Annotated in this window: 10 protein-coding genes and 2 tRNA genes; 9 read left to right on the top strand and 3 right to left on the bottom strand. The window is 40.5% G+C overall.

Annotated elements, in window-relative coordinates; genetic code table 11:
* The first annotated feature begins 5 nt into the window (after positions 1–5).
* From IE056_RS14545 to IE056_RS14555, 3 genes are read left to right on the top strand one after another with little or no spacing between them, the layout of a single operon-like run.
* Positions 6–662: a metal-dependent transcriptional regulator gene (locus tag IE056_RS14545; protein ID WP_189605453.1), complete on the top strand. Its 657-nt coding sequence runs from the start codon at positions 6–8 to the stop codon at positions 660–662.
* The gene (locus tag IE056_RS14550) at positions 662–1,486 is read left to right on the top strand and encodes a ZIP family metal transporter (protein WP_373297314.1); all 825 of its coding nucleotides are present in this window, start codon (positions 662–664) and stop codon (positions 1,484–1,486) included. The genes IE056_RS14545 and IE056_RS14550 overlap by 1 nt, the downstream gene beginning before the upstream one ends.
* 48 nt (positions 1,487–1,534) lie before the next feature.
* Positions 1,535–1,957, top strand: a complete 423-nt coding sequence (locus IE056_RS14555; RefSeq protein ID WP_189605455.1) for a hypothetical protein — start codon at positions 1,535–1,537, stop codon at positions 1,955–1,957.
* Between the two features lie 183 nt (positions 1,958–2,140).
* On the opposite strand, the gene feoB is transcribed toward IE056_RS14555, so the two are convergent.
* The 3 genes from feoB to IE056_RS14570 all read right to left on the bottom strand — a co-directional run bounded on the left by feoB (position 2,141) and on the right by IE056_RS14570 (position 5,275).
* Complete coding sequence (gene feoB, locus IE056_RS14560) at positions 2,141–4,240, bottom strand: ferrous iron transport protein B (RefSeq protein ID WP_189605456.1); 2,100 nt, start codon at positions 4,238–4,240, stop codon at positions 2,141–2,143.
* A 2-nt stretch (positions 4,241–4,242) separates the two neighbouring features.
* Positions 4,243–4,473 (bottom strand): FeoA family protein, encoded by a 231-nt coding sequence (locus tag IE056_RS14565; RefSeq protein ID WP_189605457.1) that lies wholly within the window; start codon positions 4,471–4,473, stop codon positions 4,243–4,245.
* Positions 4,474–4,603: 130 nt separating this feature from the next.
* Positions 4,604–5,275, bottom strand: coding sequence for an SCO family protein (locus IE056_RS14570; protein WP_189605458.1), 672 nt, complete (start codon positions 5,273–5,275; stop codon positions 4,604–4,606).
* A gap of 149 nt (positions 5,276–5,424) precedes the next feature.
* Here IE056_RS14570 and rseP point away from each other — a divergent pair, with 149 nt between their 5' ends.
* The 6 genes from rseP (at position 5,425) to IE056_RS14600 (ending at position 19,763) form a co-directional block, all read left to right on the top strand.
* On the top strand, positions 5,425–6,789 hold the full coding sequence (rseP, locus tag IE056_RS14575; RefSeq protein WP_189605459.1) for an RIP metalloprotease RseP: 1,365 nt from the start codon (positions 5,425–5,427) through the stop codon (positions 6,787–6,789).
* A 72-nt stretch (positions 6,790–6,861) separates the two neighbouring features.
* Positions 6,862–8,481 carry an InlB B-repeat-containing protein gene (locus tag IE056_RS14580; RefSeq protein WP_189605460.1) on the top strand — a complete coding sequence of 540 codons (1,620 nt, stop codon included), beginning with the start codon at positions 6,862–6,864 and terminating at the stop codon, positions 8,479–8,481.
* A 144-nt stretch (positions 8,482–8,625) separates the two neighbouring features.
* A tRNA-Asn gene (locus IE056_RS14585) sits at positions 8,626–8,699 on the top strand.
* Between the two features lie 56 nt (positions 8,700–8,755).
* Positions 8,756–8,829, top strand: a tRNA-Asn gene (locus tag IE056_RS14590).
* A gap of 763 nt (positions 8,830–9,592) precedes the next feature.
* Positions 9,593–18,838: an FG-GAP-like repeat-containing protein gene (locus IE056_RS14595; RefSeq protein WP_189605461.1), complete on the top strand. Its 9,246-nt coding sequence runs from the start codon at positions 9,593–9,595 to the stop codon at positions 18,836–18,838.
* A 34-nt stretch (positions 18,839–18,872) separates the two neighbouring features.
* Positions 18,873–19,763: a hypothetical protein gene (locus IE056_RS14600; protein WP_189605462.1), complete on the top strand. Its 891-nt coding sequence runs from the start codon at positions 18,873–18,875 to the stop codon at positions 19,761–19,763.
* The last annotated feature ends 4 nt before the right edge of the window (positions 19,764–19,767 follow it).

Consider the following 19,767-nt stretch of genomic DNA (forward strand, 5'->3'; position numbering starts at 1 on the left):
AAGTTATGTTCAGTTTATCCGAAGAAAATTATTTAAAAACCATTTATCACCTCGAGCAGGCCTATAAGGAGGGGGTGAGTACCAATGCTCTGGCGGAAGGAATGGATACCAAGGCTTCTTCGGTAACCGATATGATCAAAAAATTATCAGAAAAAAGTCTGGTGAAATACCGGAAATACCAGGGAGTAAAACTGAGTGAATCGGGCAGGAAAACTGCAGTAGAAATTATCAGAAAGCATCGGCTATGGGAGGTGTTTTTAGTAGAAAAGCTGGATTTCTCCTGGGATGAGGTGCACGAGGTGGCAGAGCAGCTGGAACATATAAAATCTGAAAAGCTTATTAGGCAGCTGGACAAATTTCTGGAGTTTCCCAGCAGGGATCCTCATGGAGATCCTATCCCCAATGCCGATGGGAAATTTGTAGTGTCAAATCAAACTTTATTGGCAGAACTTCAAAAAGGAAATTCCGGGATATTCGTTGGGGTAAAAGATTCTTCAGCAGAATTTCTTCGGTATCTGGATAAAATTCAGGTTTCTCTTGGCAAATTAATCAAAGTGATCGACAAAGAAGATTATGACCAGTCTATGATTGTAGAAGTGGATGGTCTGAAAATCAATATATCTCAGGAGGTTTCGAATAACTTACATATAAAAATGACATAATCGTGGAAAATATAATTGCTTTTTTCGAAGAAATAGATCCTGTGCTGGCGGCATTTTTAGCCACACTTTTTACCTGGGGACTTACTGCTTTAGGTGCTTCCCTTGTCTTTCTGTTCAAGAAAATGAATCGTGCTGTTTTTGACGGAATGCTGGGTTTTACCGGCGGTGTCATGGTGGCTGCGAGTTTCTGGAGCCTGCTGGCACCGGGGATTGAAATGAGTAAAGGAGAAGGTTTTATAAAGGTGATTCCTGCGGTAGTAGGGTTCGGATTGGGAGCGCTCTTCATCTTCGGACTCGATAAGATCCTGCCACACCTGCACGTGAACTTTAAAATGACCGAGAAAGAGGGTGTGAAAACGCCCTGGCACAAATCTGTATTGCTAACCCTGGCCATCACCATGCATAATATCCCTGAAGGTCTTGCTATTGGGGTCTTGTTTGGTGGAGCAGCGATGGGCCTTGAAGGTGCCAGCATTGGAGGAGCTGTTGCTCTTGCCATGGGAATAGGCCTGCAGAATTTTCCTGAAGGTTTTGCGGTTGCGATGCCGTTACGGGGTCAGGGAATGAGCCGCTTTAAAAGCTGGAACTATGGACAATTATCGGCTATTGTAGAGCCAATTGCAGCAGTTCTGGGTGCCTGGGCCGTATTAACTTTTGAACCTATCCTACCTTATGCACTAAGTTTTGCGGCAGGAGCCATGATCTTTGTGGTGGTGGAAGAAGTTATTCCCGAGGCCCAGCAGGACCGGTTCACAGATATCGCAACCCTTGGGTTCATTGGCGGATTTATGGTAATGATGACCCTTGATGTTGGTCTTGGCTAGTTTTTTGCAACAAATCCTTTATTGGATCGTCATTAAACAAACCATTTTATGAAACTGTTTTCTCTTTTCCTGTTGTTATTTTTTACCGGAGCTTCCTTAGCGCAGGATTCTACTGATGTAACATCATATTCTTCTGAACTAATGGTAGGGGAACTCATGGCGTTCGGTGAAAGGTCGCTACGATTTAAAGAACTGATTTCAGATTCCAGATGTCCGACCGATGTGAGCTGTGTTTGGGCCGGGGAAGCAAAGGTTCTCGTCGAATTGTATGAAAATGGCAAATTATGCGGAGAGGAAATCCTTGTGATTTCCGGAGGGGGACAAGCTTCGGTTGTACTGGAACATCTGTTTTCCGGAGCAGCTTACAAACTAACAGGTTTTAACCTGCAGCCATACCCCGAAACTTCGGTTAAAATAAAACCTTCAGATTATACATTATCTCTTAATGTAACGGAAAAGATCAAAGATTAGTGACAACTGCCGCAACCGTCGCCACAAGCTTTAGCCGATTTTTTTGTTCCGAAGATAAATTTGGGTTTCCAAACTAATTTGATGATCATATATCCTACTGCAATTGCAAAGGTTATAAAAACTAAAATTTCCTGTAGTAATTCCATAATCCTTAAGTCGTAAAATACTAATTTCCTTACAAAATTATTTTAATACCTGAAATGCGATCAAAGCAGCAAAATAGGCAATTAAAGTCATAGACACCAGCTGCAATGCCGGCCACTTCCAGGTGTTTGTTTCTTTTTTTACAATGGCCAGTGTACTCATACACTGCATCGCAAAAGCATAAAAAAGTAACAGACTGATACCGCTGGCAAAGGTGAACAAAGGCCCTCCAAGAGTTTCATTGGTTTCGGTAGCCATTCTTTGCTTGATGGTCTCTTCTTCATCGTTGCCCACACTGTAAATTGTCGCCAGGGTTCCTACAAATACTTCCCTTGCCGCAAATGAGCTTACAATCGCAATTCCAATTTTCCAGTCATAGCCAAGAGGAGTGACGGCAGGTTCTATGGCCTGTCCCACTTTTCCAATATAGGAGTGCTGTAATTTATAGGCTGCGATCTTATCCTGTAATTCCTGTTCGGGTAAGAAGGTATCCCTGAATTTGGTAGTGACGATTTCTTCTGCATTTTCGAATTTTTCGCCAGGACCATAGCTGGCAAGTACCCATAAAATAATAGAAATTGCGAGAATGATCTTTCCGGCTCCAAAGACAAATGATTTTGTTTTCTCCACCACGTTATATCCAACATTCTTCAGCATGGGTAACTTATAGTTTGGCATCTCTACCACAAAATAAGATTTGCTTCTAATTTTCAATAATTTATGCAGGATCCAGGCGGAAAATATAGCCATCCCGAAGCCCAGAAGATAAAGTAGCATAAGGGTTAGTCCCTGAAGGTTGAAGCCCATAAAAGAACGTTCGGGTATTACCAGCGCAATGATAATAAGGTACACCGGCAATCTTGCAGAACAGGTGGTGAACGGGACCACCAGTATGGTGATAAGCCGTTCTTTCCAGTCTTCGATATTTCTTGCAGCCATTACCGCGGGTATTGCGCATGCTGTTCCGGAAACAAGCGGGACCACACTTTTTCCGCTTAATCCAAAGCGGCGCATGGTGCGGTCCATGAGAAATACCACCCTGCTCATGTACCCACTCTCTTCAAGAATTGAAATAAAGAAGAATAAAAACGCAATTTGAGGAATGAAAATTACAATTCCACCCAGTCCCGGAATAATACCTTCGGCAATCAAACTCGTAAAAGGACCTGCCGGAAGAACTTCTTTCAGGTTTTCGCTGAGCCAAACAAAAGAGGCATCGATAAAATCCATTGGATAACTGGACCAGTCATAGATAGCCTGAAATATTAAAAGTAGAATTCCGAAGAAAATAACATAGCCCCATACTTTGTGAGTAAGAATGTTATCTAAAGTTGCGCGTAGCCCTTTGGCAGCATTCGCATCTACCGTTAGTGTCTTTTTAAGCGTGTCATTAATGAATTTATACCTTAAAATGGTTTCTTTTTGCTGCATCCTTTTAAGGCTGCCTTCATCTTTGGTACGGAAATCCTGATTTTTATCAATATTTTTTCGATTTAGATTTCCGAAGTTGACGTCCTGGGTAATTACTAGCCATAGCTTATACAAAGACTGATTTGGAAATGCCTTTCTAAGCCTGTTGAAATAATCCGGATCCATGGAGGAGGCATTCATACAAGGCTCTGTGGAAAGCTTCTTGTAATTTATGATAAGCTCCTTCAGGTCTTCTATTCCGGTTTTTTTGCGGGCACTTACCAGTGCAATTTTTGTTTTAAGCTCCTTTTCCAGCGCAGGTATGTCCAGGCTAATACCTTTACGGTCCATCCTGTCGGCCATATTGATAACAAGGATCGTTGGAATTTCAAGATCTTTAATCTGTGTAAAAAGAAGAAGGTTTCTTTTTAAATTTTCGATGTCGCTTACAACAACAGCAACATCTGGATAATCTTTGTCATTTTTATTAAGTAGCAGCTCAATGACAACATTTTCGTCAATTGAGGAGGCGTTAAGGCTGTAAGTTCCCGGGAGGTCTAGGATATGTGCTTTTACGCCTAAAGGCAGTTTACAGATCCCTTCCTTTTTTTCAACAGTAATTCCGGGATAGTTACCTACTTGCTGGTTTAAGCCGGTAAGTTGGTTAAAAACAGAGGTTTTTCCTGTATTGGGATTTCCGATTAAGGCTACATTAATTTGCTTGCCCATAATTAGGGGAGTATTTCTATCTCGATCTGGGTTGCTGTTTCTTTGCGAATGGCCAAATGGCTACCGTTTATATTAAGATACAGAGGATCTCGAAAAGGTGCTGTCTGCACCAGTTCTACTTCATTCCCTGGCAGGCATCCCATTTCCAAAAGTTTTAGCGGAAGGATTTCTGCTGAAATTTCTTTAATTATACCTCGCTGGCCTCGCTTTAAATCGGCAACTGTGATCTTCAATTTTTATTTAGATTGATTTTAAACAAGGCAAAAGTAGGGTAAAATTCAGTATTAGAAAAAAATGTTTGGTTAAAAGGGATTTTTATTTTCGGAAACTAATGAATATCAGTATATCTGCAGGTATTACTGCTTATTCCCCTTCCTTTTTTAGTATGGTAAGGTCCTCTAGAAGTTCCTCAATGGCCTTAGGATCTGTACCGTCATAAAAGCCTCTAATCCGGTTTTTTTTATCGACAAGCACAAAATTTTCGGTATGAATCATGTCAAAAGTTCCGCCATCACCTTCGCTCTTTGCGGCCAGATAAGACTTACGGGCGAGTTCGTAGATCTGTTTTTTATCACCGGTGACAAGGTTCCATTGGGAATCATTTACTCCTTTTTCCAGCGCATATTTCTTCAACTGCGGAACACTGTCTGCTTTTGGAATAACCGTATGGGACAATAAAAGCACTTCAGGATCATCTTTTAATTCTCCCTGAATTTGCAGCATATGGTCTGTCATAATAGGGCAGATCGTCTGGCAGGTAGTGAAAAAGAAATCGGCGATGTAGATCTTATCCCGGTAAAATTCCTGAGTAATGGTATCTCCGTTCTGGTTCAGTAATTCAAAATCGGAAATTGTATGGTATTTTCTCACCTCCTGGATCGAATAATCCACCAGTTCATTGTTCACCATGCTGGGTTGGTAGACAGGGAGCCTTTCTTCGGGTGTGAGGATCGAATAAATGATGGTGACTATAACTGCCGAAAGGAAAAAGAGAAAAATTCCGAAGAATTTATATTTGGCGAAAAACTGCAGCATATAAAACAATTTTGGGCAAAATTACACTCTAAAATTCAATTTTGTGGATTAATGAGGTTTAAAATTTAGTAAATCAGGATCGTGGTCTTATTTTATACTTTTTTAGGAGACTTTAAAAGGTTACTTTTGTGCGATTTTTAATTATGACTATGGATCCGTTTTTTATAAAAGCAATACAACTATTTCTCAGTTTATCAATACTTATTGTTCTTCACGAACTGGGACACTTTATACCTGCAAAAATATTTAAGATCAAAGTTGAAAAGTTTTTCCTCTTTTTTGATGTGAAATTCGCGCTTTTCAAGAAAAAAATAGGGGATACCGTTTACGGAATGGGCTGGCTTCCTTTAGGTGGTTACGTAAAAATTGCCGGGATGATCGACGAAAGTATGGACAAGGAACAAATGGCCCAACCGCCGCAACCCTGGGAATTCCGGAGTAAACCGGCATGGCAGCGACTTATAGTTATGGTAGGTGGGGTCACGGTCAATATTGTATTGGGGTTTGTGATTTATATGATGGTCCTCTTTGTGTGGGGTAGCGGATATGTTGGCGCAGATGATATGCCCAATGGTTTCGCAGTAGCCGATACTTTTAAGGAATATGGATTTGAAGACGGTGACAGGATCGTTGAAGTTAATGATAAAGAATTCCGGAACAGTCTGGATATCAACAAACACTTGTTTTTAAGAGACGTTGAGAAAATTACGGTGCTTCATCAAAATGGGGAGCAGGAGACCATTTCTATTCCTGAAGATATTGGGTCGAGAATGTTTCAGCAAGGGGTGATGCAGCCTTTTGTACCCATCGAAAGGCCGGTATTGGACTCCATTATTCCTGGAAGTCCGGCAGAGCAGGCAGGATTGCAACCGGGCGACGTGATTGTTTCTGTTAATGACATGGAAATAGGCTACTGGCATGAACTTACAAGGGAAGTGCAGAAAAGTCCCGAAAAATCTTTACGCCTGGTGATCAAAAGGGAAGGACAGTTTGAAAGTATTCCAGTAAATCCTGAAGGCGACCTTCAGGGAGGAGAATTCCAAACGCTGGATATTACTCCAAATGAGGAAGGAAACCTTGGGATCTCCATATCCCGGGAAGTGACTCCGCAGTTTGAAACCTACTCTCTAAGTGAAAGTATCGAAAAAGGCTTTAGTTATGGATACTGGACACTGCATGATTATGTGGCACAGTTTAAATATGTGTTTACCAAAAAAGGAGCGACACAGGTGGGTGGTTTTGGAGCTATTGGAGGTCTATTCCCTGATTCGTGGAACTGGCAGGCATTTTGGTTGACCACGGCTTTCATTTCCATAATTCTCGCATTTATGAACATACTTCCTATTCCCGCCCTTGATGGAGGCCATGTAACCTTTCTACTTTATGAAATGGTTACGGGAAGGAAGCCGAACGATAAATTTATGGAATACGCCCAGATGGTAGGCTTCTTTATCTTAATAGCCCTTGTGCTGTTTGCTAACGGGAACGACCTTTATCGCTGGTTATTTGACTAAATATTTAGAATATATTATAACATCACTTAAAGCTGAAAATGAAAATTTTTCAGCTTTCTTATTCCGATTTTTATGAGATACTTTTCAATCTTTTTCGCCCTGATTTTTCTTGTTTCCTGTTCAGACGATGAAAATCCGGTTGTACAGCAGTATATATTGACCACAGGAGTTACTCCGGAAGATGGAGGATCTGTTTCTCCTTCCAAAGAGAATTATGTTTCAGGAGAGGTGCTGGAGCTGCTGGCGGAGCCTGCAAATGGCTATGAATTTATTTCCTGGGAAGGAGACCTTTCTGGAAATGAAAATCCGGTCGAGATTACCATGGACAGCGAAAAAAAGGTCACTGCCGTTTTTGAAAAATCTGCTGCTGCCGAATCCATTGTCATTTATACCATCAATGATCCTCACGGAAAGATCAACAATTTTGCGCGGATCAAAGCGATCATTGATGCAGAAAAAGAAAATGAATCTCAGGTGTTCTTTGTGAGTGGAGGAGACATCTTCTCCGGAAATCCAATTGTTGATTATCATCCCGAAAAAGGCTCTCCTATAGTTGATCTTATGGGCAAAGCTGGAATGGATGTGAGCGTGATTGGAAATCATGAATTTGACTACGGACAAAAAATTCTGAATAACAGAATGGAACAGGCTTCATTTCCGTTTTTGCTGGCCAATATCAGCAAAGAAAATGGAGAACTTAACCTTCCGGATGGACAGATAACCGTGGAAAAAGACGGTTTTAAAATTGCATTTATCGGGGTGGTGGAGACAGGTTCTCCCGGACATAAACCTTCAACCCATCCAAAAAAGATCACCGGACTCGAGTTTTCTGAAGGTGTGGATGCCGTAGGGGCTTATAAACATTCACAAGAGGTTCAGGATGCAGACCTGGTGGTGGCGCTAACGCATTACGGGCAGTATGGGGACAGGCAGATACTTCTAAAACACGATTTCATAGATCTGGTAGTTGGAGGTCACAATCATGCCGTGTATAGTGAAAGGGTTGCTGGCCGGTATATGGTGCAATCGGGTTCAGACCTTGAATATCTAACAAAGTTGTCGCTGGAAGTGCGGAACGGAGAGATTACAAATTATGAATATGAGCTAATTAATCTCGATGAGGTACACGTTCTGGATGAAGCTTTACAGGAGGAGATCACAGCCTATAATAACATTCCCGAACTTTTTGTGGAAATAGGAACTTCGCTGCAAAACCACAATTCGGCTGAAACAGGATGTTTTTATACCGATGCGCTTAGAACGATCACGGGTGCAGATCTTGTTTTTCAGAATTACGGTGGGATCAGGGCCGGACTCGATTACGGAAAAATTACTCCTTTTGATATTTACACGATCGATCCCTTCGGAAATGGCCTAGATACTTTTAAAATGACCGTAGCCGAATTGAAAGCTTTCTTCCATTCCGGCAGTGCACCATCTCTGGCTTATTCCGGAATTGAAATGGTGAATCGTAACGGATCTATCGATTTACTGGATTCTTCCGGAAAATCACTTCCCGATGATAAGATTCTTACTGTGGGATTAAACGATTATATATCTAACGTCTACCCGCAATACTTTGAAACCCCTGAAAAGACCTTTGAAAAAACGACTGCTGAATACATTATTGATTACCTCAAGGAATATCAGTCAGTGATCGATTACAAGAATTGTGAACGCAGTAGCAGGTAAAAGCTGGAGCCATGATTTTGGTGTAAATTCAGAAGTTCAATGAAGCAGGAAAAAGGAGAAATATTTATTTACTTTTTTTATCTGAAAATTTAGCGAAAATCAAAAATTACATTATATTTGCAACCGCAAAAATGGTTGCGACATTCCTCCTTAGCTCAGTTGGTTAGAGCATCTGACTGTTAATCAGAGGGTCCTTGGTTCGAGCCCAAGAGGAGGAGCAAATTGAAAAGAGGGTTTAGTACCTCATTTGACCACACTAAAGACATATTGAAATTCCTCCTTAGCTCAGCTGGTTAGAGCATCTGACTGTTAATCAGAGGGTCCTTGGTTCGAGCCCAAGAGGGGGAGCAAATAAAGCCTGACAGAAATGTTAGGCTTTTTTGTTTCACAATTTGGTGGATTGGATGATGTACTGTGTTTTCATTTTATATTCTGAAGGGCTGGATCGATTTTATACTAGGTTCACATCAAATTTGGATGTAAAAATGAAATTTCACCTTAATCCTAAAGTTTTAAAGCCTACAGCAAAGGCAAATGACTGAGTTTTGGGATCACTCCTACAAATTATGGACTAGGCAAAAAATTTGGTTATCTGGAGAGGAAGAATTCGATGTCTTTGACTTCTCTAACTGACTTCCAAAAGGCTTTTATTTTGAATTAGAAGATTCTCTCTTTATGTTATATGTTAACAACTACATTACTTCCTACAGAATGTTTAGGTATAAATCAGGGGAGAAATTTATTTAAGAAGGCTATCTGGAAAAATTGTATTAATGATTCTTTGGACGGCGAAGGTGAATTAGGCAGCAGAACCACTTTCGAAAAAGCTTTTAATAAGGAGAAGTAAGTTCTGGCCAGTCTTTACAGTGGTATCAAATAAACTATCCTTCAACTCATAATTATTCTCCTCCCCTTCTACCCTAAAAATTAGACGATTAGGATTGTGTCCAAATCAAATTTGGTCACCATTACATTCGTATTTTATCCTGTTAATTATCCTTTTTAACGTTTTTTTGCAATATTATAACATTTCATTTAACAGAATTTTCGCTCTACTAAGTAGAGCGTATTATTTAAGATCCTCCTTAATACCCATCAATTCTATTTCTATATGAAACAAAATTACATTCCGAAAATTCTAATTTTCTTTATTTTATGCCTCGGAGGTAAAGTGTCCTTTGCGCAGACTTTTGAGCAGGTTTTGCCTCCTCCTCCCGCCCCACAAATCCTTCCCGACTTTAAAGGAGTACAACATAGCTCGATTGCTTTTGCCGATGTAGATGGAGATGGTGACCAGGATGTATTAATAGCCGGTGGTTCTGGTGATATGAACGGAGGTACGATGGGAGGGGAAGGAGCTAGTGCTATTCTATATCTTAATGATGGATCTGGCGACTACACAGAAGCTACAGGAACTCCTTTTATGGGAGTACAAAAGGGTTCCGTAGCTTTTGCCGATGTAGATGGAGATGGTGACCAGGATGTGTTGATAACCGGTAGTACTGGTGGCATGTATGGTGACGGGGAGTCTGTTGCTAAACTATATCTCAATAATGGATTCGGTAACTTTTCAGAACTTTTAGATACCCCTTTCGAAGGTGTGCAAAATAGTTCCGTAGCTTTTGCCGATGTAGATGGAGATGGTGACCAGGATGTGCTAATTACTGGAATGTCTGGTGATTATTATAATGGAATTACTAATTCTCAACTTTATTTGAATGATGGTAATGGCAACTATACGAAAGATAACACTAATTTCTTTGAAGGAGTGCAGTACGGCTCCATAGCTTTTGCCGATGTAGATGGAGATAGCGATCAGGATGTTTTAATCACAGGAATTTCTGGTGATGAGTGGCAAGGAGTTCGCGGTTCTACGCTTTATATCAACGACGGTTTGGGAAATTTCTTAGAAGACATAAATACTCCTTTCCCGGGAGTGGGAAATAGTTCTATAGCTTTTGCAGATATTGATGGGGATAATGATCAGGATGTATTGATCACAGGCATGGATATTAACTACAATTCGATTGCCAAACTTTATAAAAATGATGGTGGTGGTAATTATTCAGAATCAACAGGTACTTCTTTCGAAGGAGTAGAAAATAGTTCCGTGGCTTTTGCTGATGTAGATGGAGATAGTGATCAGGATCTGTTAATCACAAGCTATAATATTTCCAGACTTTACAAGAATGATGGCTCGGGCAATTATATGGAAGATATTAATAATTCTTTTGCAGGAGCGCAATATAGTTCTATAGCTTTTGCAGATATAGATGGGGACAATGATCAGGACGTATTGATCACAGGTGGAGATAATCACTTAACACCTGTTGCCAAATTATATGTGAATATTGGTGCCGGTAATTATGTAGAACCCACAGGAACATTTTTCCCAGGAGTGCAAAACAGTTCTATAGCTTTTGCTGATATAGATGGAGATAATGACCAGGATGTATTGATCACTGGACATGATAATTCATATAACCGCATCGGAAAACTTTATAAAAATGACGGTTTTGGCAATTATTCAATAGTCACGGGAACTTCTTTCGCAGAAGTGGAAAATGGCTCTATAGCTTTTGCCGATGTAGATGGAGATGGTGATCAGGATGTGTTGATTACAGGTATGGATAATTCCAATAATCGTATCGCAAATCTTTATAAAAATGACGGCTCCGGCCATTATTCCGAAGTGATGGGAACTCCTTTCACAGGCGTGCAAAATAGTTCCATGGCTTTTGCCGATGTAGATGGAGATGGTGATCAGGATGTCTTGATCACGGGGGCAGTGAGTAACTTGACATCTAGTGTTTCTTCAAAACTCTATAAAAACGACGGTCTGGGTAATTTTTCAGAAGTTACAGGAACCCCTTTTGAAGGAGTGCAGGACGGCTCCATGGCTTTTGCCGATGTAGATGGAGATGGTGACCAGGATGTGTTGATAACAGGTAGGAGCACGCCGTATTCTAATGTTATCACCAAACTTTATAAAAATAATGGAGTTGGCAATTATACAGAAGTCACAGGTGCCCCTTTCACAGGAATGTATAATGGTTCTGTAGCTTTAGCCGATATAGATGGAGATAATGACCAAGACGTATTGATCACAGGCTATAATAACACTTCCTACAGACCAATCGCCAAACTTTATAAGAATGATGGTGCCGGTAATTATTCTGAAGTTACCGGCATGCCTTTCACAGGAGTACAAAATAGCTCCCTAGGTTTTGCCGATGTTGATGGAGATGGTTTCCAAGATGTGATGATCACAGGTAGCAATGATAGTTATAATCCTATTACCAAACTTTATAAAAATGATGGCACAGGTAATTACACGGAAGTTTTAGGGCTTCCTTTCAAAGGTGTGCATTACGGTTCTATAGCTTTTGCCGATATAGATAGAGATAATGATAAAGATGTGCTTATTATAGGTACAACTGAAAATGGTTCTATTTCTACTTTGTATAGAAATACCAGTTTTGCAGCCAATACCCCACCCACCGCGGCTGCCGTGACCTTTTCAGGTACCTTAGAAGTTGGTAAAACCCTTGAAGGGAATTATTCTTATAATGATACTGACAGCGATCCCGAATCCTGCTCCACCTATATATGGTATCGGGCTGATGACGCTTCCGGAACTAATAAAGCGGCTATTAGCGAGGCCACTGATAAAACCTATGAGTTACAAACTACAGATGTTGGTAAATACATAAGCTTTGAAGTCACGCCCAATGATGGAACCAATGCCGGTACGGCAGTGGAAAGTGACCTGCAAGGGCCAGTAATTGCGATCCATCCAGATGAAAACAACATTCTGTATGTCAATAAAAATGTCACAGGGGATGGCAGCGGCGATTCCTGGGCCAATGCCCTTCCAGAATTAGCCGAAGCATTAAAATATGCCAAAAACAATGAAAGTAACTGGGAGAATTCTCCCTTGCAGATATGGGTAGCCGGTGGAACGTATAAACCGCTTTACAGCCCACGTGATGGTGCTAATTTTGCCGATGAAGGCCGCGACAATGCTTTTTTATTGGTAAAGAATGTACAACTTTATGGCGGTTTTGCAGGTGCGGAAACCGCTTTGAACCAGCGCGATTTGGGTATTGAAGCAAATGTCAGTATTTTAAGTGGTGATTTTAACGGTGACGATGTCGCGAGCGGGAGTGGCAGTACACTGAGTATTACCGGGAATAGTGAAAATGCCTATCACGTGGTGCTAAGTTCTGGTGCTGTGGGCAGTGCCCGCCTTGATGGGTTCACTATTAGTGGGGGGAACGCGAATGGAAGTTCAGATTTTACCGTTCATTCAAATACACTTTGGCGTAATAGAGGTGGAGGAATGTTCAATTCGTCTTCTTCCCCACAATTGGTCAATATAAAGGTTGTTCAAAATTCAACACAAAATTATGGTGCAGGGATGGTCAATTATGATTCTTCCCCACAATTAGTCAGCGTAATTATTACGAATAATTTGGCAATAGATCATTGGGCCGGTGGTATGTTTAATGCTCATTCTTCCCCTAAATTGATTAATGTGAGCATTGTAGATAATTGGGCGCCGAATGATGCGGCAATGTACAATGGTTCCTCTGTTCCGGAATTTTACAACTCGATCGTTTGGGGAGGGATAAAACTTTCTCTTGGAGGCAACTACATCGCCCAGTACAGTCTCATCCAGGATAACAATAATACTTCCAATGGTAATATAGATGCTACCGGACTTGTTGAAGCCGACATCTTCGCCGATCCGGGAAACGGTGATTTCAGCCTTAAAACAGCTAGTCCCGCAATCAATTCAGGTAACAATGGATTATTTCCCGGAGATTTACAAAACGCTACAGATTTGGCGGGAAATCCAAGGCTTTCTGAAGAAGCTATAGATATGGGTGCTTACGAAATTTTGGATTCTAAAGCCCCAACAGTTGTCATTTCCACTACGGAAATCAGTCCAAGCAATGCAGAAAGCTTTCTGGTAACCGTAAAATTCAGTGAAGATGTAACTGGTTTTGATGCTTCCGATTTGGTTGTTGCCAATGCAGAAGTAGAAAACTTTAAGGAACAGGATGGCAGTTACTTTTTTGAGCTGAAACCCATAGAAGATGGAACGGTTAGCGTAGATATCGAGAGCAATGTAGCTGAAGATACAGCGGGAAATTCGAATGAAGCTGCAACACAATTTAGTATTGAGAGTGATAGGACGGCCCCAACCGTAAAAATTAGCAGTACGGAAAGCGATCCCAGCAATGCAGATAGCGTTTCAATAAATATAGAATTTAGCGAGAAAGTATCAGGTTTTGAAGTGTCCGATTTGAAGATTACTAACGGGACAGCAGAAAATTTTGAAGGTGAACATGATTCGTTTAGTTTCGATTTAAAACCCACAGAAAGAGGCACCGTAAAGATCGATATCGAGGGCAATGTAGCTGAAGATACAGCGGGGAATGCCAATAAAGCTGCAACACGATTCAGTATTTATTTTAAAGTTTCAGCAGAAATCGCAACAAACAGCACCCAAACTTTCACTTATGATGGAACTGTAAAAAATGTGGTGGCAAGTCTCAACAATGAGGAAGGTAGCTTAGAATATTTCCCGGAAAAAGGATATATCAATGTAGGGACTTATCCAATCACAGTTTCCGCAGCCGAAACCGAGCATTATTTGGCGGTTTCCAAAGAAGTGAATTTAGTTATTGAACCTGCAACTATTACAGGAGTGACCTTTGAAGATGATAGTTTCTCTTATAATGGTGAAGCTCACAGCTTAACCGTAACCGGACTTCCGGAAGGTGCTACAGTAGCTTATGCCGATAATGGGCAAATTAATGCAGGGACTTATAAAGTAACTGCAACAGTAAGTCAGGAAAATTACAATGATAAAGTACTGACTGCCGACCTTATTATCGAAAAGGCTAAAGCCGTAATCACTGCAGAGACATTACAAGCCTTTACCTATGACGGTACTTCAAAAGCAGTAACTGCAAGTTTAAACCATTCAGAAACTGAATTGGCTTATACTTCTCAACAAGGATACACCAATGCAGGAACTTATCCTGTTACGATTTCCGCAGAAGAGACAGACAATTATCTATCAACTTCAAGAGAAGTGTCGCTGGTAATTGAAAATGCAGAGATCACAGGTGTGGCTTTTGAAGATAATACCTTTACTTATGATGGCACTTCAAAATCCATTGAAGTTAGTAGTCTTCCTGAAGGAGCTTCTGTTAGTTATGAGAATAACGATCAAACGGAAGCAGGAACTTACGAAGTAACTGCGACGGTAAGTCAGGAAAATTACAATGATCAAGTATTGAATGCAGATCTTGTGATTAACAAAGCAGCAGCGGTAATCACTGCTGAGGCCGTACGAACTTTTACGTATGACGGAATTGAAAAATCAGTAACTGCAAGTTTAAACCATTTAGAAACTGAATTGGTGTACACTCCTCAACAGGCTTATACCACTGCCGGAACTTATGAAGTGACTGTTTCTGCTGAAGAGACAGACAATTATCTATCAGCTTCAAAAGAAGTGTCGCTGGTAATCGAAAATGCAGAAATTGAAGGAGTGGCCTTTGAAGGTGATACCTTCACTTATAATGGTGAAGCTCATAGTTTAGCCGTGACCGGACTTCCGGAAGGTGCATCAGTAGAATATGCCGATAATGGGCAAATCAATGCAGGAACTTATAAAGTAACTGCAACAATAAGTCAGAAAAATTACAATGATCAAGTACTGACTGCTGATCTTGTGATTAACAAATCAGAAGCCATCATCACTGCCGATGCTGTCCAAACCATCATTTATGATGGAATAGTGAAGAATGTTGCGGCCAGTCTAAACAATTCAGAAGCTATTTTAACTTATACTCCTGCACAAGGATACACTGATGCTGGAACCTATGAAGTAACTATTTCCTCAGAAGAGACTGACAATTACTTGCCGGCTACCAAAGAAGTGTCTTTAGTGATCGAAAATGCTGAAATCACTGGAGTGATTTTTGAAGGTGATACTTTCATTTATGAAGGAATCTCACACAGCTTAGCAGTAACCGGTCTTCCAGCAGGCGCTACAGTAGAATATGACAACAACGGACAAACCAATGCAGGAACTTATACAGTGACTGCAACCGTAAGCCAGGAAAATCATAATGATAAAATCCTGACTGCTGATCTTGTGATTAACAAATCAGAAGCCATCATCACTGCCGATGCTGTCCAAACCATCATTTATGATGGAATAGTGAAGAATGTTGCTGCTAGTCTAAATAATTCTGAAACTGTGTTGAATTATGCTCCAGCACAAGGATTTACAAATGCAGGAACCTATGGAGTAACTATTTCCTCAGAAGAGACTGACAACTATTTATCAGCTTCAAAAGAAGTGTCGCTGGTAATCAAAAATGCAGAAATCGAAGGAGTAGCCTTTGAAGATGAAACTTTCACTTACAATGGTGAAATCCACAGCTTAGCCGTAACCGGACTTCCGGAAGGGGCTACAGTAGAATATGCTAACAACGGACAAATCAATGCAGGAACTTATACAGTGACTGCTACTGTTAGTCAGGAAAACTATAATGATAAAATCCTGACTGCTGATCTTGTGATTTACAAATCAGAAGCTATCATCACTGCCGATGCTGTCCAAACCTTCACTTATGATGGAATAGTGAAGAATGTTGCTGCTAGTCTAAATCATTCTGAAACCGTGTTGACTTATGCTCCAGCACAAGGATTTACAAATGCAGGAACCTATGATGTGACTATCTTTGCCGAAGAAACCGATAATTACCTGGCTACTTCAAAAGAAGTTTCGCTGGTTATCGAAAATGCAGAAATCGAAAGAGTGGCCTTTGAAGATGATACCTTCATCTATAATGGTGAAGCTCACACCTTAGCCGTGAGCGGACTTTCGCAAGGAGCTTCAGTAACGTATGTCGATAATGGGAAAATTAATGCAGGGACTTATAAAGTAACTGCTACGGTGAGTCAGGAAAACTTTAATGATAAAGTATTGACTGCCGATCTAATAATCAAAAAAGCTGAAGCGATAATCACTGCGGAAGCCGTTCAAACTTTCACTTACGATGGAACAGTTAAGAATGTTGCTGCTAGTCTAAATCATTCTGAAACCGTGTTGACTTATGCTCCAGCACAAGGATTTACAAATGCAGGAACCTATGATGTGACTATCTTTGCCGAAGAAACCGATAATTACCTGGCTACTTCAAAAGAAGTTTCGCTGGTTATCGAAAATGCAGAAATCGAAAGAGTGGCCTTTGAAGATGATACCTTCATTTATAATGGTGAAGCTCACACCTTAGCCGTGAGCGGACTTTCGCAAGGAGCTTCAGTAACGTATGCCGATAATATGCAAATTAATGCAGGAACTTATACTGTGACTGCAACCGTAAGCCAGGAAAACTTTAATGATAAAATACTGACTGCGGATCTTATAATTAAGAAAGCTGAAGCTCTAATCACTGCGGAAGCCGTTCAAACTTTCACCTATGATGGTACTGAAAAAACAGTAACTGCTAGCTTAAACCATTCAGAAACTACATTAACCTATGACCCTGCACAAGGATTTAATGATGCCGGAACGTATCCCATTACTCTTTCTGCCGAAGAAACCGACAATTATTTGTCTGCTTCCGAAGAAGTTTCACTGGTAATTGAAAATGCAGAAATTGAAGGAGTAGCATTTGAAGGTGAAACCTTCATTTATGATGGAACTTCAAAAAGTATTTACGTTACTGGTCTGCCTGATGGTGCTACCGTGAAGTATGAGAACAACGGGCAAATCAATGCGGGAATTTATTCAGTGACGGCAACGATAAGCCAGAAGAATTACAATAGTAAGGTACTGGCTGCTGATCTTGTGATCGAAAAAGCTGAAACGGTAATCACTGCAGATGCCGTACAAACTTTCACTTATGATAGGACGGTAAAGAATATTGTCGGAAGCCTGAATCATGAGGAAACAGAAATGACGTATGCTCCTGCACAGGGATATACCAATGCCGGAAAATATGATGTAACTATCTCTGCTGAAGAAACTAACAATTACCTGGCTGCTTCCAAAAAAGTAAGGCTGGTAGTTACATCTACCGATATTGAAGGTGTAAGGTTTGATGATGCCACCTTCACGTATGATGGCCAACCACACAGCTTAGCTGTTAGCGGAATGCCTGAAGGTGCCAGCGTTACCTACAGCAATAATGTTAACGTAAATGCAGGCACTTATACAGTGACAGCTAATATTAGTAAGGAAAACTTTAATGATAAAGTTCTTACTGCTGTTTTGACTATTGAGAAGGCTGTACAGAGTATCACTTTTGAAGAACTTTCAGATAGAAACCTTCAAACAGATGAGGATTTTCTCTTGCATGCTACTTCAACTTCAGAATTAGCTGTGAAGTATTCCTATACTTCTGAAGTTGCTGAACCTGCAGCTTCTGTTAGCCCACGTGGTTTTGTGAAATTGCTTACTGCGGGGCAAATAAGCATTACCGCCACGCAGTCAGGAAACCAGAACTATGAAGCGGCCGCTCCTGTCACCAGGATGCTTAACATTACAAGCAGTGAAGCAAAACTGAACAATGTGGTCATCAATGGTACCACTTACGCTAGTCCTTCCGCAGAGATTTATTACCTTATCGGGTGTGGCAGTGATGAGAATGGGGTGCAAATACGAATGGAAACCAATCGTGGCTCTTCCGCAGATCACGCCGAAGTGTTTACTATCGCCACTCCTGCTCCTGGGATTTACAATGAGACCATAACGGTAACTTCAGGAGATGGAAATGCACAAAGGGTTTATCAAATTAAAGTAGAAAAGACGTTCAAGTTTGAAGATATCGTTGTTCAGAAGTTTAACAATGTGCTTCTGGTAAATAACAATCCTGAAACCAATGGAGGCTATAGGTTTGAAAGCTACAAATGGTACAGAAACGGAGCACTTATTGGTACCGGGCAGTATTTTTCTGAAGGTAATAATTTCAGTGATCAGCTGGATTCTGGGAGTACTTATCATGTGGAAATGATAACTGAAGATGGTGAAATACTCAGAACCTGCTCCACTGTAATCCAGATTAAAAATTCTTATAGGGTGGTATTGGCTCGAAACCCAATAAATTCCGGAGAGCCATTAGAACTTTTGGCAGATTTCCCTGAGGAAGAACTGGAAACCATGCAGATTTCCATTCATAATCTTAATGGAACGATTCTGAAACAGCTGAGATCAAACAGCAAAGCCACTACTATTGAGCTGCCATTTAATTTACCCTCGGGTGTTTATATTCTTAACTGTACCACTAATTCAAACAGTAAATCTTTAAAGTTTATTGTTCACTAATTAAATCTGCATGAATAATTTATCAAACAAAAAAATGAAAATATATAATAGAAATAGTTCCCAGCTTAAACCCGGTTGGCAGATTTTATTGCTCATGCTGGTTTGCGGTATCATTGGCAGTTCTCACGGCCAAACCAAAAATGAAATTTCTCTTTACATGCAAGGATCGTTCTCAAAACTTGATTATGAAGTCTTTCAGGAGAACAGCGATATGGAAAACGGATTTGGTTTTGGAGCGGGATACTCCTACTACCTTTCTGAAAACTGGAGTATTGGTACAGGGGCAGAACTGCAATATTTCGAGGGTTCGGCTTATCTTTCCTCTGTAGAAGATGTTTATTCTACGCTTGATATGGAGGGAGAAGAATTTGAGTTCCGGTACCAGTTAAAGGATTTCCGGGAAAATCAATATGCATATTACTTAAATGTGCCTTTAAAAATTCAGTACGAAACCGGCAATATTACCCGCTTTTATGCTGCAGCCGGTGCTAAATTGGGCTTTGAAATTCAATCAGAATATGAAGCAAGCGCTTCTTCATTAACCACCAGCGGTTATTATGAGCAGTATGATGTAGAACTAAGCGCTCCAGGATTTTCCGGTTTCGGAAATTTTGGTCCAATGAATGCTTCAAGATTGGAACTTGGACTTGTTACCAACCTGGTGTTAAACATGGAAGCAGGAGTTAAATTTATGCTGGAGAATGACCGTGCATTTTATATGGGTCTATTTTTGGATTATGGTTTAAAGGATATAAAACCTGAAGAAAATCAGGGAAATCTTATTGCCTACAATTCTGAAGATCCCGTAGATCTTATGAATGGCAGCATGCTTTCATCAATAAACAACAAATCCTTCAATCATTATGTGGATGAAGTAAAAACACTGGCTTTCGGCCTTAAAATTCAGTATGCATTTCAATTTTAATTAG

The organism is Salinimicrobium marinum (genome assembly GCF_014651535.1).
GTDB classification, from domain to species: domain Bacteria; phylum Bacteroidota; class Bacteroidia; order Flavobacteriales; family Flavobacteriaceae; genus Salinimicrobium; species Salinimicrobium marinum.